At 62.4% G+C, this 12,315-nt stretch carries 14 protein-coding genes; 9 read left to right on the top strand and 5 right to left on the bottom strand.

The genetic code is table 11. The annotated features are described in order from the left end of the window. Positions 1-5: 5 nt before the first annotated feature. The 3 genes from QF039_RS25500 to QF039_RS25490 all read right to left on the bottom strand — a co-directional run bounded on the left by QF039_RS25500 (position 6) and on the right by QF039_RS25490 (position 2,953). Positions 6-647, bottom strand: a complete 642-nt coding sequence (locus tag QF039_RS25500) for an oxidoreductase (protein WP_003215421.1) — start codon at positions 645-647, stop codon at positions 6-8. Positions 648-675: 28 nt separating this feature from the next. Then, positions 676-2,394 carry a C13 family peptidase gene (locus tag QF039_RS25495; RefSeq protein ID WP_008436527.1) on the bottom strand — a complete coding sequence of 573 codons (1,719 nt, stop codon included), beginning with the start codon at positions 2,392-2,394 and terminating at the stop codon, positions 676-678. Positions 2,395-2,497: 103 nt separating this feature from the next. Continuing rightward, positions 2,498-2,953 (bottom strand): MaoC family dehydratase, encoded by a 456-nt coding sequence (locus tag QF039_RS25490; protein WP_003215423.1) that lies wholly within the window; start codon positions 2,951-2,953, stop codon positions 2,498-2,500. 179 nt (positions 2,954-3,132) lie between these two features. On the opposite strand from QF039_RS25490, the gene QF039_RS25485 reads away from it, so the two are divergent. The 4 genes from QF039_RS25485 to QF039_RS25470 all read left to right on the top strand — a co-directional run bounded on the left by QF039_RS25485 (position 3,133) and on the right by QF039_RS25470 (position 5,139). Further along, a complete protein-coding gene (locus QF039_RS25485) occupies positions 3,133-3,495 on the top strand; it encodes a CidA/LrgA family protein (RefSeq protein WP_008436537.1) in 363 nt (120 codons plus the stop codon). Continuing rightward, the gene (locus QF039_RS25480; protein WP_003215425.1) at positions 3,492-4,208 is read left to right on the top strand and encodes an LrgB family protein; all 717 of its coding nucleotides are present in this window, start codon (positions 3,492-3,494) and stop codon (positions 4,206-4,208) included. Before QF039_RS25485 ends, QF039_RS25480 begins: the two co-directional genes overlap by 4 nt. A gap of 21 nt (positions 4,209-4,229) precedes the next feature. Beyond that, positions 4,230-4,820, top strand: a complete 591-nt coding sequence (locus tag QF039_RS25475; protein ID WP_003215426.1) for an LON peptidase substrate-binding domain-containing protein — start codon at positions 4,230-4,232, stop codon at positions 4,818-4,820. A 112-nt stretch (positions 4,821-4,932) separates the two neighbouring features. Next, positions 4,933-5,139: a hypothetical protein gene (locus QF039_RS25470; protein WP_003215427.1), complete on the top strand. Its 207-nt coding sequence runs from the start codon at positions 4,933-4,935 to the stop codon at positions 5,137-5,139. Here the strand turns inward: QF039_RS25470 and QF039_RS25465 are convergent. After that, a complete protein-coding gene (locus tag QF039_RS25465) occupies positions 5,136-6,452 on the bottom strand; it encodes a bifunctional DedA family/phosphatase PAP2 family protein (RefSeq protein ID WP_307521304.1) in 1,317 nt (438 codons plus the stop codon). The genes QF039_RS25470 and QF039_RS25465 overlap by 4 nt on opposite strands. A 113-nt stretch (positions 6,453-6,565) precedes the next feature. Beyond that, entirely contained in the window at positions 6,566-7,249 is a 684-nt protein-coding gene (locus QF039_RS25460; protein WP_102369965.1) for a DNA-3-methyladenine glycosylase, read from the bottom strand. Positions 7,250-7,425: 176 nt separating this feature from the next. Between QF039_RS25460 and QF039_RS25455 the strand changes: the two genes are divergently transcribed. The 5 genes from QF039_RS25455 (at position 7,426) to mrdA (ending at position 12,290) form a co-directional block, all read left to right on the top strand. Next, positions 7,426-8,691, top strand: a complete 1,266-nt coding sequence (locus tag QF039_RS25455) for a glutamate-5-semialdehyde dehydrogenase (protein WP_003215430.1) — start codon at positions 7,426-7,428, stop codon at positions 8,689-8,691. Beyond that, positions 8,691-9,335 carry a nicotinate-nucleotide adenylyltransferase gene (gene nadD / locus QF039_RS25450; RefSeq protein WP_003215431.1) on the top strand — a complete coding sequence of 215 codons (645 nt, stop codon included), beginning with the start codon at positions 8,691-8,693 and terminating at the stop codon, positions 9,333-9,335. The genes QF039_RS25455 and nadD overlap by 1 nt, the downstream gene beginning before the upstream one ends. Positions 9,336-9,404: 69 nt before the next feature. After that, the gene (gene rsfS / locus QF039_RS25445; protein ID WP_003215432.1) at positions 9,405-9,899 is read left to right on the top strand and encodes a ribosome silencing factor; all 495 of its coding nucleotides are present in this window, start codon (positions 9,405-9,407) and stop codon (positions 9,897-9,899) included. 9 nt (positions 9,900-9,908) lie between these two features. Next, entirely contained in the window at positions 9,909-10,376 is a 468-nt protein-coding gene (gene rlmH, locus QF039_RS25440) for a 23S rRNA (pseudouridine(1915)-N(3))-methyltransferase RlmH (protein WP_003185785.1), read from the top strand. A gap of 15 nt (positions 10,377-10,391) precedes the next feature. After that, positions 10,392-12,290 carry a penicillin-binding protein 2 gene (mrdA, locus tag QF039_RS25435; RefSeq protein ID WP_307521299.1) on the top strand — a complete coding sequence of 633 codons (1,899 nt, stop codon included), beginning with the start codon at positions 10,392-10,394 and terminating at the stop codon, positions 12,288-12,290. Positions 12,291-12,315 lie beyond the last annotated feature (25 nt).

The following is a 12,315-nucleotide window of genomic DNA, read 5'->3' as shown; positions in this document are numbered from 1 at the left end:
ACGGGTTACTTGCCGAGCTTGCGCAGCTCGTCCGACTCTATAACCCGCACCCCATCCTGCTCTTCCAGCGCCAGTCGCCACATCGCCCGCGCCAGTTCGCACACTTCAATGCCGTGGTACTTGCCCGGAATCAGCCGCGACAATGGCCCGGCCAGTTGCTCGGCCAGCCGCGGTTCCAATCGCTCACCCAACAACAGCGAAGGTCGGACGATGGTCAACTGCGGCCAATCCTGGGCTTTCAACGCCTGTTCCATCTCGCCCTTGACGCGGTTGTAGAAGATCGAGGATTTCGGGTCGGCACCGATTGCGCTGATCACGATCAGGTGCCGCGCCCCCATTTCCCGGGCGCGCTTGGCAAAGGCCACGACCATGTCCAGGTCGACGGCGCGGAACGCTTCTTCGGAGCCGGCCTGCTTGATGGTGGTGCCCAGGCAGCAGAAGGCGATGTCCACCTGGCCGCTCAGTTGCGGCAGGAATACTGCCGGGTCGCCCACCGGGTTTTCCAGGTGTGGATGCTCGGCCAGAGGCTTGCGGCTGGGTGCCAGCACGCGGGTCACGGTCGGCTCGTTGAGCAGGCGGTCCAGCAGGTGCTCCCCGGTCAGGCCGGAGGCTCCGGCGAGCAAGATATGCTGAGGCGTCAGGTACATGATGTTTCCCCCTTGATACAGATTCAGCTTAGTTGCTCTTGGCTTCCTTGCTATTCATTGAGACGCTTTCGAGCGCCTTTCGTGCCTGCTGTTTGCGTAATAATTGCCAATGGGCGATTACGCCTTTGGGGGCCCAGATCTGCGGTTCGGAGGCTTCGAAGTTGTCCGCCTGTTCGCGTTCGGCGACGTGGGTCTGTGCCAGCTTGAAGGCTTGCTGCAAGTCGTCGGTCTGGTTGAAGGCCTGGGCGAAGAGGGCGTCGCCGAAGTAGGTGAAGTCGGCCTCTTCGGAGCAGCCGAACGACACACGATCGGCGCGCGAGGCGGTCATGATCAGGGTGTGTTCGTCCTTCAGGGCCGGGATGAACCCGCCGGAGTAGCAGGCCGAAATCACGATGATCTTGTCGCGGTTCTTCAGCGGTGCCAGCACGGCGGCCAGCTCATCGGCCGGCAGGTCGGCCAGCTCCATGCGCGGCTGGTCGAGCACCAGTTCGTGCTCGTGGGTGCCGTGGCTGGTCAGGTAGATAAACACCAGGTCTTGCGGGCCACTGCGTTCGGCCAGGGTCTGGACCGCGCGGCGCAGGCTTTCGCGAGTGGCCATCGGGCGGTCGGCAATATGGTCGCGATGGTTCACCAGGCGGATCTGGCCGTAGGCGCCGAAGCGCGTGGCAAGCATGTTGCTGACGTAGTCGGCTTCGCGCAGGAACACGCTTTGTTTGCCGTCGCCGGCCACCACCAGGGTGTACAGCTCCACCCCCGATTTGGACGCGGGCACGGCGGCGAGGGCGGCATCCAGCAAGTGGCCCTGGGCAAACAGGCCGATTTCCAGCGGGTCAGGCAACAATTTGCCCTCGGCGTCGCGCACGCGCATGCCGTTGACCCAGGTGCCGGCCTGCACGGTGCCGTCGGTGAGCACCAAAGTGCCACGACCTTGATAGCTGTCGCTGTCGAAGCCGCCAATATAGAAGCTGCCGTCGGTGAGGTTCAGGCGGCCTGTGCCTGTGAAGCGCCAGTCGACGAACTGGCCGACGTAGTGGCTGCCATCGACGCCGATCAGTTCGCCCTTGCCGCTGAGGGCGCCTTCCTTGAATTCGCCGATCCATACGTCGCCGTCGGCGTTTTCGTAGCGGCCCTTGCCGTTGAGCTGGTTTTGTTTGAAATGGCCGATGTACATGTCGCCGTCGGCGCTGTTGAAGGTGCCGTTGCCCTCCAGCTGGCCATCGACGAAGCGGCCGCTGAACTGGTTGCCGCTGTCGTCGTTGCGCTGGCCTTCGCCGTTGGGCTTGCCGTGGGCGAACTGGCCCTGGTACTGGCTGCCGTCGGCCAGCTCGAGGCGGCCGAGGCCGGAATACTGGTCGTCCTTGAATTCGCCGCGATAGGTCATCTGCCCTTCTTTGAGGGTGCCTTCGCCGTTGCGTTTGCCTTGCTTGAACCCGCCGACGTAGCTGTTGCCCGACGTGGTCAGGCTGCCCTGGCCGTCGAACAGGCCCTGCTGGAACTGGCCTTTATAGACCTCGCCGTTGCTGCCATGCCATTCGCCCTGGCCGTGCCACTGGCCTTTATCGAACTGGCCCGCGTACCAGCTGCCATTGGGGTAATCCACCCGGCCCTGGCCTTGCAGCAAGCCATTGACCACATCGCCACGGTAACGACCGCCATCGGGCAGCCGCGCATCGGGCGGCAACAGCGATTCGCCGTCGCCGCACGCGGTGAGCAACAGGACAAGAGCAAGGGGAGCGAGTGGGCGCATAGCGGGATCCGGATAATTGAGCGCCGAGTATGCCGCAGCTGCGAGATCTATACATAAATTTACATGAATTGTGGTGAGCGGACGGGCTCACCACAGCCAGGCTTCAGACGAAGCAGAGTGACAACGATTCTGCAATGTAGGCCGGTTTTTCCTGGCCATCGATTTCCAGGGTGCAGGTGGCTTTAAGCAACCATTGCCCAGGTTTTTTCTCGGTGGCGTCGGTCAGGGTCACGGCCAGGCGCACCCTGGAGTCGACCTTCACCGGCTGGATGAAGCGCACGCTGTCCAGGCCATAGTTGACCGCCATCTTCAGGCCTTCGGGCATGATCAGGATGTCTTCGATCAGCTTGGGTATCAGCGACAGCGACAGGAAACCGTGGGCGATGGTGCCGCCAAACGGGGTCTGGGCGGCTTTCACCGGGTCGACGTGGATGAACTGAAAATCGCCGGTGGCTTCCGCGAACAGGTTGATACGTTCCTGGTCGATGGTGAGCCATGCAGAACGTCCCAGTTCCTTGCCGACATATTCTTTGAGTTGCGCTACGGGTACTGAGGGCATTGCGACTCTCCTTCTTTGCTCGGTTGGCTTCATCGTTTTTGTAGTTTTGGACAGGTCCAGAGAACCAATGTAGATCATCACGGGCACTTGGCCCGGTCAACCCACCATGCTTTTGGCGAATGCCGCTCCATAGAGGCAGCGTGCTTATAATGCCGACACGCTTTGGGGGGGAAGAACGGATGCTGTTACGCGGTCTGACATGGCTGGTGCTGTTTCAATTGCTCGGCACGGCGATCAATCATTTGTTTGTCCCGGTGCTGCCGGGGCCGATTATTGGGCTGCTGCTGATGCTGGCCTTCCTGGTATGGCGCGGCGAAGTCGGTGAGCCCCTGAACCTGGCGGCCAGCAGCCTGCTGCGTTATTTGCCATTGCTGCTGGTGCCGCCTGCGGTCGGCGTGATGGTGTATGCCAAGGACATCGCCGCCGACTTCTGGGCCATCGTCGGCGCGCTGGTGTTGTCGCTGGTGATCGCCATGGGCTTTGTCGGCGTGCTGATGCAGAAACTGGTCAAGCGCCAGGCGCAGCGGGAGGACGGCCAATGACACTGGACTGGCAGGGCGCCTGGGCCGCCGTGATTCATCACCCGTTGTTCGGCATCGGCATCACCCTCGGCGCCTATCAACTGGTGCTGGCCGGTTTCGAGAAAACCCGCTGGATTTTCCTGCAACCGGTGCTGGTGTCGATGCTGTTGGTGATCGGCGTGTTGCTCGGCTGTGGCCTGACGTACGTCGAGTACCGCAAGAGCACCGAGATCATGAGCATCCTGCTGGGCCCGGCGACGGTAGCCCTGGCGGTGCCGCTTTACCTGAATCTGCGACGAATTCGCCAATTGTTCTGGCCGATTTTTACTACGCTGGTGGTGGGAGGCGTATTGGCCACCGGCCTGTGCGTGCTGTTGGGCTGGTGGTTTGGCGCCGAACACATGATGCTGATGACCATGGCACCCAAGTCCGTGACCTCACCGATTGCGATGCTGGTGGCCGAGCAGATCGGCGGCGTGGCGGCACTGGCGGCGGTGTTCGTGCTGATCACCGGGGTGATCGGCGCGATGATCGGTCCGGCGTATCTGTCACGGCTGGGCGTGCACAGCCCCGAAGCGCGCGGTATGGCGCTGGGCATGACCGCCCACGCCGTAGGTACGTCGGTGGCCTTGCAGGAAAGCGAAGAGACCGGCGCCTTTGCGGCGCTGGCCATGAGTCTGATGGGCGTGGCCACGGCGGTGTTCCTGCCGTTGGCCGTGTCGCTGGTTATTTAAGTCGGGTTTAAGGAAACCTTTATGAGTCTGGCGCTTTTCCCGCTCAATACCGTGCTGTTTCCCGGGTGCACCCTCGACCTGCAGCTGTTCGAGGCGCGTTACCTGGACATGATCAGCCGCTGCATGAAAAAGGGCGAAAGCTTTGGCGTGGTGTGCATCCTCGACGGCAAGGAAGTGGGGCTGGCGCCGGATGGCTATGCGTTGATTGGCTGCGAGGCGCTGATCCGCGACTTCAAGCAGCAGGACAATGGCCTGCTGGGGATTCGGGTCGAGGGTGGCCGGCGTTTCCGCGTGCGTGATGCCGGTGTGCAGAAGGACCAGTTGCTGGTGGCCGAGGTGCAATGGCTGCACGAGCATCCCGAGCAACCGCTGGAAGAGGAAGACGCTGACTTGCTGGCGTTGCTTCATGCCCTGGCCGAGCATCCGATGGTGGCGTCCCTGGATATGGGCACCCACGCCGATGGCCAGCAAGCCCTGGGCAATCAGTTGGCCTATCTGCTGCCCTTTACCGAGGCCGACAAGATCGACCTGTTGCAACTCGATGATCCGCAACAGCGCCTGGACGCGATCCAGTTGCTGCTGGATGAGTTGCAGGGCGAGCTGTTCACCTGACCCGCGAGTGTCACTCGGACTTGTCCTTCCCGGTCTTCAGATTTTCCGTGGTTGTCCTGATCCCGTTGCCTGAAATAGTTGGCAGTCACGTAACGATGATCAGGGGGAAAGGATGATTCGGCTTTCGCAATCGGAGCAAGTCGTGTGGGATGCGTTTTTTATGGCCGTCACCACGCAAATTCTTCATATGAACGACGGTCGCGGCGCGGAGTACATCGCCGAACGCGCCGCGGAGATGGCTGACGAAATGCTTCTGGAGCGGCGCGAGCGCAGCGTCGAACGCCGCGCTGCACCCCTGGATTGGCTGGGGCCTGCCTAGTAGGCATACCTCAGCAGCGCGTGGGAAGTGCCGGTAAACGCAATGAACCCGAGCACCGCGCCACACACCGGCAGGATCAGCCACCAGACTCTCGGCGGCATCGGTGGCAACAGGCTGCGGTGCTGGCTTAACGTCAGGCTGAAGGCGCACACCGTCATTGCCAGCAGGGTGCCGGCCAGGATGTCCGTCGGCCAGTGTGCACCCAGGTACACCCGGGAAATCGCGATGGTGGCGGCGGGAATGCAGCCAAGCACCAGCCAGGTCAGGCGCAGTCGTGTCGGTTGACCGCGACCGGCAAGCACTGCCAAGGCCAGGAAGAATGCAAACGAGCCGGACGCATGGCCGCTGGGCATGCTGAAGCTGGTGAGTGGGTCGGTCAGCACTTCGGGGCGCATCCGCGCAAAAAACAGCTTGGTCCCGGTATTGATCAGCGCCGCGCCCAGCAGGGTGGCGCCGACAAAGATTGCCTGGCGCCATTGCCGTGCCACCACCAGCAGGCCGGTCAGCACCGCGCTGGCGACAAACATCTTCTTGAACTCGCCGAACTGGGTCACCATCACCATCGCCCGGTCGATCGCCGGGCCGCGGTGTTCCTGCACCAGTGCCATCAAGCCCTGGTCAAAGTCGTTGAGGTAGGGATAGCCGATAAACAACGCGATCAACAGTGTGCCGCCAATGCAGCCAATCCATAGGGTGGCGCGCCGATGGCCACGCAGGCTGCTGTTGAGGCTTACGCCGATCAACACTGCGAGACAGGCGGCGACAATTCCGGCCTCCGGCCAGAAGCCTTCGGGCAATGGCAGGCGGAAGGCCGCGCCGGTGGCCCAGCCCGGCAACAGATACGCCACCGACCAGCCTGCACCGGCCAGCAGGCTCACGGCGGCAAAACGCGGGAAGGGCATGTCGCACATGCCCGCAACCATCGGCAACATCGGCCGCAGCGGGCCAATGAAGCGGCCTACCAACAGGCTGGCGATGCCGTACTTCTGGAAGTAAGCCTCGGCGCCGCTCATCCATTCCGGGTGATGCCGCAGGCCGGGAAGGCGCCGGATGTTCTGGTGGAAATGGCGACCGAGGAAGTAGGAAACAACATCGCCCAGCACGCCGCCGAGGAAGCCCAGCAACAGGGTTTCTCCCAGTGACAGTGCGCCGCTGCCGGCCAGGGCGGCGATGGCAAACAGCAATACCGTGCCAGGTACGATCAGGCCGGCAATGGCCAGGCACTCCACGCACGCCACGATAAACACCGCCACGGCCAGCCATTGCGGGTTCAGGGTCAGCCAGCCGGTAATGCTATCGAGCCATGGGCCCATACAATCAACTCCCTTTTGTAGATCGTCCTTGTGGGAGCCCGGCTTGCCGGCGATGGCGTCCTTGAGTCCGCTATCGCCGGGCAAGCCGGGCTCCTACAGGTTTATGTATGTTTTCAAATCAAAAAATAGTCGCGGCCTTCGACCTGGCCCCGGCGCAGCGGGTTCCGTGTGCAATACGGCGCATAACCGGCATCGACGAAGCGGTACATCAGGTGTTCATCGCGCCCACCGGGAATGCCCAGGCGGGTGGTCTGGATGATCTGCGCTGGCGCCAGCCCTACGTCTTCCACGTAGAGCAGTTCCTGGTCAAAGCGCTTGGCGTCCCACATCGGCACCTTCAAACCCAGCGCCTTGCACAGCAAGGTCTGGCCGGCGCACAGCTTTTGCGAGGGTCGTGGCCTGCCGCTGGCGTCCGGGTTATTCAGCAGCATCTGCGCCAGGCTGGCCGGGCCGGAGACTTCGTCGACCCACGGATAGGCTGATTTGATCAGCACCGCATTGCCCGGACCGTGGGCGCTGAAGTTCAGCGAATCACCGCCGCGGGCGTAGTACATATAGATGTGCCCGCCATCCAGAAACAAAGCCTTACGCTTTTCTGTGTAGCCCAAGGACGCGTGGCTGCCTTTTTCGGCGAGGTAATACGCTTCGGTTTCGATAATTCGTGCCGACAGCCACAAATCACCAACACGATGGCGAATGACTTTTCCGAGCAATTCGCGCGCGAGCAGTTGCGCGTCACGGTCGAAAAAGCCGTCGGGCAGGGCGTTGGCGGGGATCAGCGGCGAGAAACTGGACATGGCGATCAAAGGTAATACGGCTAAATGTGACAGGATGATAACAACTCCAGCCTTAATTCCCGCTGAACGTCGGGTTTTTACAGTTCATTTCGACCATCCGCCCCTCACCGCTGTCCGTAGGACGGCGTCACAGCTATAATCTGCCGCTTTCCTCTTTGCCAAGACCCCACCAGACCATGACTGAGTCCGTTCTTGACTACATGACCCGCCTGGGTCGCGCTGCCCGTCAGGCCTCGCGGTTGATCGCCCGTGCGAGTACTGCGCAGAAGAACCGCGCCTTGCTGGCGGCCGCCGACGCTCTGGATGCTTCGCGCTCCGAGCTGAGCGCCGCCAATGAACAGGATTTGGCCAACGGTCGCGCCAATGGCCTGGAGCCTGCATTGCTGGATCGCCTGGCGCTGACGCCGGCGCGGATCGACGACATGATCGAAGGCTTGCGTCAGGTGGCCAAGCTGCCTGACCCCATCGGTGAAATCCGCGACATGCGCTACCTGCCATCGGGTATCCAGGTGGGCAAGATGCGCGTGCCCCTGGGCGTGATCGGCATCATCTATGAGTCGCGCCCGAACGTGACCATCGACGCCGCAAGCCTGTGCCTCAAGTCCGGCAATGCCACCATCCTGCGGGGCGGTTCCGAGGCCATCAATTCCAACCGTGCCATCGCCGCGTGCATTCAGCAGGGCCTGGCCGTGGCTGAACTGCCGGCCGAAGTGGTGCAAGTGGTCGAGACCACTGACCGCGCTGCCGTTGGTGCGCTTATCACCATGCCTGAGTTCGTCGACGTGATCGTGCCACGGGGTGGCAAGAGCCTGATCGAACGCGTGAGTCGTGATGCCAAGGTGCCAGTTATCAAGCACCTGGACGGCGTCTGCCACGTGTTCATCGACATCGCCGCCGACCTCGACAAGGCGATCCGCATTGCCGACAACGCCAAGACTCACCGCTACGCCCCGTGCAACACCATGGAAACCCTGCTGGTGCACGTCGGCATTGCCGATCGCGTGCTGCCGCCGCTGGCTGCCATCTACCGCGACAAGGGCGTTGAACTGCGTGGTTGCGAGCGTACCCGGGCGATCCTCGGCAGCGACGTGATCGAGGCCACCGAGCAGGACTGGTACACCGAATACACGGCGCCGATCCTGTCGATCCGCATTGTCGACGACCTGGACCAGGCCATCGAGCACATCAATCAATACGGCTCCAAGCACACCGACGCCATTGTCACCGAGCATTTCAGCGATGCCCGGCGTTTCCTCAACGAAGTGGATTCCGCTTCGGTGATGGTCAACGCCTCGACGCGCTTTGCCGATGGCTTCGAGTACGGCCTGGGGGCGGAGATCGGTATCTCCACCGACAAGCTCCACGCACGCGGCCCGGTTGGCCTGGAAGGGCTGACCAGCGAGAAGTACGTGGTGTTCGGTGACGGTCATGTGCGCACTTGATGGGTAAACGCATCGGGCTGCTCGGCGGCACCTTCGACCCCGTGCACATCGGCCATTTGCGCAGTGCACTGGAAGTCGCGGACGCCCTCGGGCTGGATGAACTGCGCCTGGCACCGAATGCCCGGCCGCCGCATCGCGATACGCCGCAGGTGTCTGCGCAGCAGCGCCTGGAGATGGTCCGCCTTGCTGTGGCCGGCATTGCACCGCTGGTGGTGGACGACCGCGAACTCAAGCGCGACAAACCGTCCTACACTGTCGACACCCTGGAACTGATGCGGGCCGAGTTGGCCGCCGATGACCAGTTATTTCTACTTTTGGGCTGGGACGCGTTTTGCGGCCTGCCCACTTGGCACCGCTGGGAAGAGTTGCTCCAGCATTGCCACATCCTGGTGCTGCAACGCCCGGATGCCGACGCAGAATCGCCGGATGCCTTGCGCAACCTGCTGGCGGCGCGGTCGGTAAGTGACCCTTTGGCCCTGACCGGGCCGAGCGGGAATATTGCATTCGTCTGGCAAACCCCGCTTGCGGTGTCTGCCACCCAGATCCGTCAACTGCTGGCCAGCGGGAAGTCGGTACGTTTCCTGGTGCCTGACGCGGTCCTGGCCTACATCGATGCGCACGGACTTTACCGTGCGTCGAACTGAAAAGGCGCGCTTGAACGCACGAACAGTCGTGCAGCGAGCGCCCGAACATACGAGCAAAACGAGTTTTATATGACGAACAAAGACGTAAGCAAAGTTAAGCGCAAAGGCACGTTCAAGAGCGCTCCTCTGCCAGTAGAAGCCCACACCGGCCCTGAGCTGGCCGGCGAAGAGCTGGTGAAGGTTGCCGTGGCTGCCCTGGAAGACGTGAAGGCCCAGGACATCCAGGTCCTGGACGTGCGCGACAAGCAGAGCATCACCGACTTCATGATCATCGCCACCGGTACCTCCAACCGCCAGATCGGCGCGATGCTGGACAAGGTTCGCGAAGCGGTCAAAGCCCAGGGCGTCAAGCCATTGGGTGAAGAAGGCAAGGGCGACAGCGACTGGGTACTGCTGGACATGGACGACGTGATCGTTCACATGATGACCAGCAACGCCCGTCAGTTCTACGACCTGGAGCGTCTGTGGAAAGGCGCCGAGCAGAGCCGTGCCGCCGATGGCAAGCACCACAGCCCTGAAGTCGGCCACGCGCACTTCGACAAGCTCAACAAAGACCAGGAATAAGGAACGGCTGTGCGCCTGCGTCTGATCGCTGTCGGTTCACGCATGCCCAAGTGGGTGGAAGAAGGCTGGCATGAATATGCCAAGCGCCTGCCATCCGAATTGGCGCTGGAACTGGTGGAAATACCGCTCAATACCCGGGGCAAGAACGCCGACGTGGCCCGCTTTATCCGTCAGGAAGGCGAAGCCATGCTGGCCAAGGTCGGGCCCAACGAGCGGATCGTGACCCTCGAAGTGCACGGCAAGCCCTGGAGCACCGAGCAGTTGGCGGTGGAACTGGATCGCTGGCGCCTGGATTCGCGCACGGTCAACTTCATGGTCGGCGGCCCCGAGGGGCTGGCGCCGGAAGTGTGCGCGCGGGCGGACCAGCGCTGGTCGCTGTCGCCCCTGACACTGCCGCACCCGCTGGTAAGAATTCTGATCGGTGAACAGCTGTATCGCGCCTGGACAGTTCTGTCCGGGCACCCTTACCACAAATAATCTGCGCCCTGCCTGATGACCCAGCCGATCCGCATCAAGGACCACGAGAAAGACGCACGTCTTGTACGCGCGCGGGTGGTGTTTGGCGCGATTTTGGTGGTGGCATTGCTGGGGGTGCTGATTGCGCGCCTGTATTTCCTGCAGGTGATCCAGTACGACTATCACTCCACATTGTCGGAAAACAACCGGGTGCACGTGCAGCCGATTCCGCCGACCCGTGGGCTGATTTTCGACCGCAATGGCGTGGTGGTAGCGGATAACCGGCCCAGCTTCAGCCTGAGCATGACCCGCGAACGCTCCGGCGACTGGCAGCAGATCCTCGATGTGATCGTCGAGGTGCTGCAACTGACGCCGGAAGACCGGGTGATTTTCGAAAAGCGCATGAAACAGGGGCGCCGGCCGTTTGAGCCGGTGCCGATCCTGTTCGAGCTGACCGAAGAGCAGATCGCCCGGATCGCGGTGAACCAGTTCCGGCTGCCGGGTGTGGAAGTGGTGGCGCAGTTGGTGCGGCACTACCCGCAAGGGGCGCACTTTGCGCATTCGGTCGGCTACATGGGCCGGATCAACGAGAAAGAGCTGAAGACCCTCGACCCGGTCAACTACAGCGGCACCCACCATATCGGCAAGACCGGCATCGAGCGTTTCTACGAGCCGGAACTGCACGGCCAGGTGGGTTACGAGGAAGTCGAGACCAACGCCCGTGGCCGCGTGCTGCGGGTGCTCAAGCGTACCGACCCGGTGCCCGGCAAGGACATCGTGCTGAGCCTGGACATCAAGTTGCAGGAAGCGGCGGAGATGGCCCTGGGCGGGCGTCGGGGTGCCGTGGTGGCACTGGATCCGAGCACTGGCGAAGTGCTGGCGATGGTCAGCCAGCCAAGTTTTGACCCGAACCTGTTTGTCACCGGGATCAGCTTCAAGGCCTACGCCGAGCTGCGTGATTCCATCGACCGGCCGCTGTTCAACCGCGTATTGCGCGGCCTGTATCCACCGGGTTCGACCATCAAGCCTGCGGTGGCGATTGCCGGCCTGGACTCGGGCGTGGTCACGGCGTCGAGCCGGGTGTTCGACCCCGGCTACTACATGCTGCCCAACTACGATCACAAATACCGTAACTGGAACCGCACCGGCGACGGTTATGTCGACCTGGATACGGCGATCATGCGTTCCAACGACACCTACTTCTATGACCTGGCCCACAAGCTGGGGATTGATCGGCTGTCGGCCTACATGGGCAAGTTCGGCCTTGGCCAGAAAGTCTCCCTGGACATGTTCGAAGAATCCCCGGGCCTGATGCCGTCCCGCGAGTGGAAGCGTGCGACCCGGCGCCAGGCGTGGTTCCCGGGCGAAACCCTGATCCTGGGGATCGGCCAGGGCTACATGCAGGCCACGCCGCTGCAGCTGGCCCAGGCCACCGCGCTGGTGGCCAACAAGGGGGTGTGGAACCGTCCGCACCTGGCCAAGACCATCGAGGGTGAACGCCCGGTGGACGAAAACCCGATTCCCAACATTGTGCTGCGCGACCCGTCCGACTGGACCAAGGTCAACCACGGCATGCAGCAAGTGATGCACGGCGCCCGGGGTACCGCTCGTAAAGCGGCAGCCGGCGCGCAATACCGGATTGCCGGCAAGAGCGGTACGGCCCAGGTAGTCGCGATCAAGCAGGGCGAGAAGTACGACCGCTCCAAGGTTCAGGAGCGCCACCGTGACCACGCCTTGTTCGTCGGTTTTGCCCCGGCCGACAACCCGAAGATCGTCGTGGCGGTGATGGTCGAGAACGGTGAATCCGGTTCCGGCGTGGCCGCGCCTGTGGTGCGTCAAGTCATGGATGCCTGGCTGTTGACCGAAGACGGCAAGCTCAAGCCCGAATATGGCGGCACCCCATCCAGTGTGGAGGCTACGGCCCTTGAAGAGTAATTTTGACCGCATCCTCTCCAGCGAG

Source organism: Pseudomonas sp. W2I6 (assembly GCF_030815935.1).
Classification (GTDB): Bacteria; Pseudomonadota; Gammaproteobacteria; order Pseudomonadales; family Pseudomonadaceae; genus Aquipseudomonas.
The sequence above is the reverse complement of the archived record's forward strand: the minus strand, read 5'-3'. Positions and strand labels throughout refer to the sequence as shown.

Coding starts and splice junctions, on each gene's coding strand:
- QF039_RS25500 (WP_003215421.1), bottom strand. CDS start 647: ATGTACCTGACGCCTCAGCATATCTTGCTCGCCGGAGCCTCCGGCCTG.
- QF039_RS25495 (WP_008436527.1), bottom strand. CDS start 2,394: ATGCGCCCACTCGCTCCCCTTGCTCTTGTCCTGTTGCTCACCGCGTGC.
- QF039_RS25490 (WP_003215423.1), bottom strand. CDS start 2,953: ATGCCCTCAGTACCCGTAGCGCAACTCAAAGAATATGTCGGCAAGGAA.
- QF039_RS25485 (WP_008436537.1), top strand. CDS start 3,133: ATGCTGTTACGCGGTCTGACATGGCTGGTGCTGTTTCAATTGCTCGGC.
- QF039_RS25480 (WP_003215425.1), top strand. CDS start 3,492: ATGACACTGGACTGGCAGGGCGCCTGGGCCGCCGTGATTCATCACCCG.
- QF039_RS25475 (WP_003215426.1), top strand. CDS start 4,230: ATGAGTCTGGCGCTTTTCCCGCTCAATACCGTGCTGTTTCCCGGGTGC.
- QF039_RS25470 (WP_003215427.1), top strand. CDS start 4,933: ATGATTCGGCTTTCGCAATCGGAGCAAGTCGTGTGGGATGCGTTTTTT.
- QF039_RS25465 (WP_307521304.1), bottom strand. CDS start 6,452: ATGGGCCCATGGCTCGATAGCATTACCGGCTGGCTGACCCTGAACCCG.
- QF039_RS25460 (WP_102369965.1), bottom strand. CDS start 7,249: ATGTCCAGTTTCTCGCCGCTGATCCCCGCCAACGCCCTGCCCGACGGC.
- QF039_RS25455 (WP_003215430.1), top strand. CDS start 7,426: ATGACTGAGTCCGTTCTTGACTACATGACCCGCCTGGGTCGCGCTGCC.
- nadD (WP_003215431.1), top strand. CDS start 8,691: ATGGGTAAACGCATCGGGCTGCTCGGCGGCACCTTCGACCCCGTGCAC.
- rsfS (WP_003215432.1), top strand. CDS start 9,405: ATGACGAACAAAGACGTAAGCAAAGTTAAGCGCAAAGGCACGTTCAAG.
- mrdA (WP_307521299.1), top strand. CDS start 10,392: ATGACCCAGCCGATCCGCATCAAGGACCACGAGAAAGACGCACGTCTT.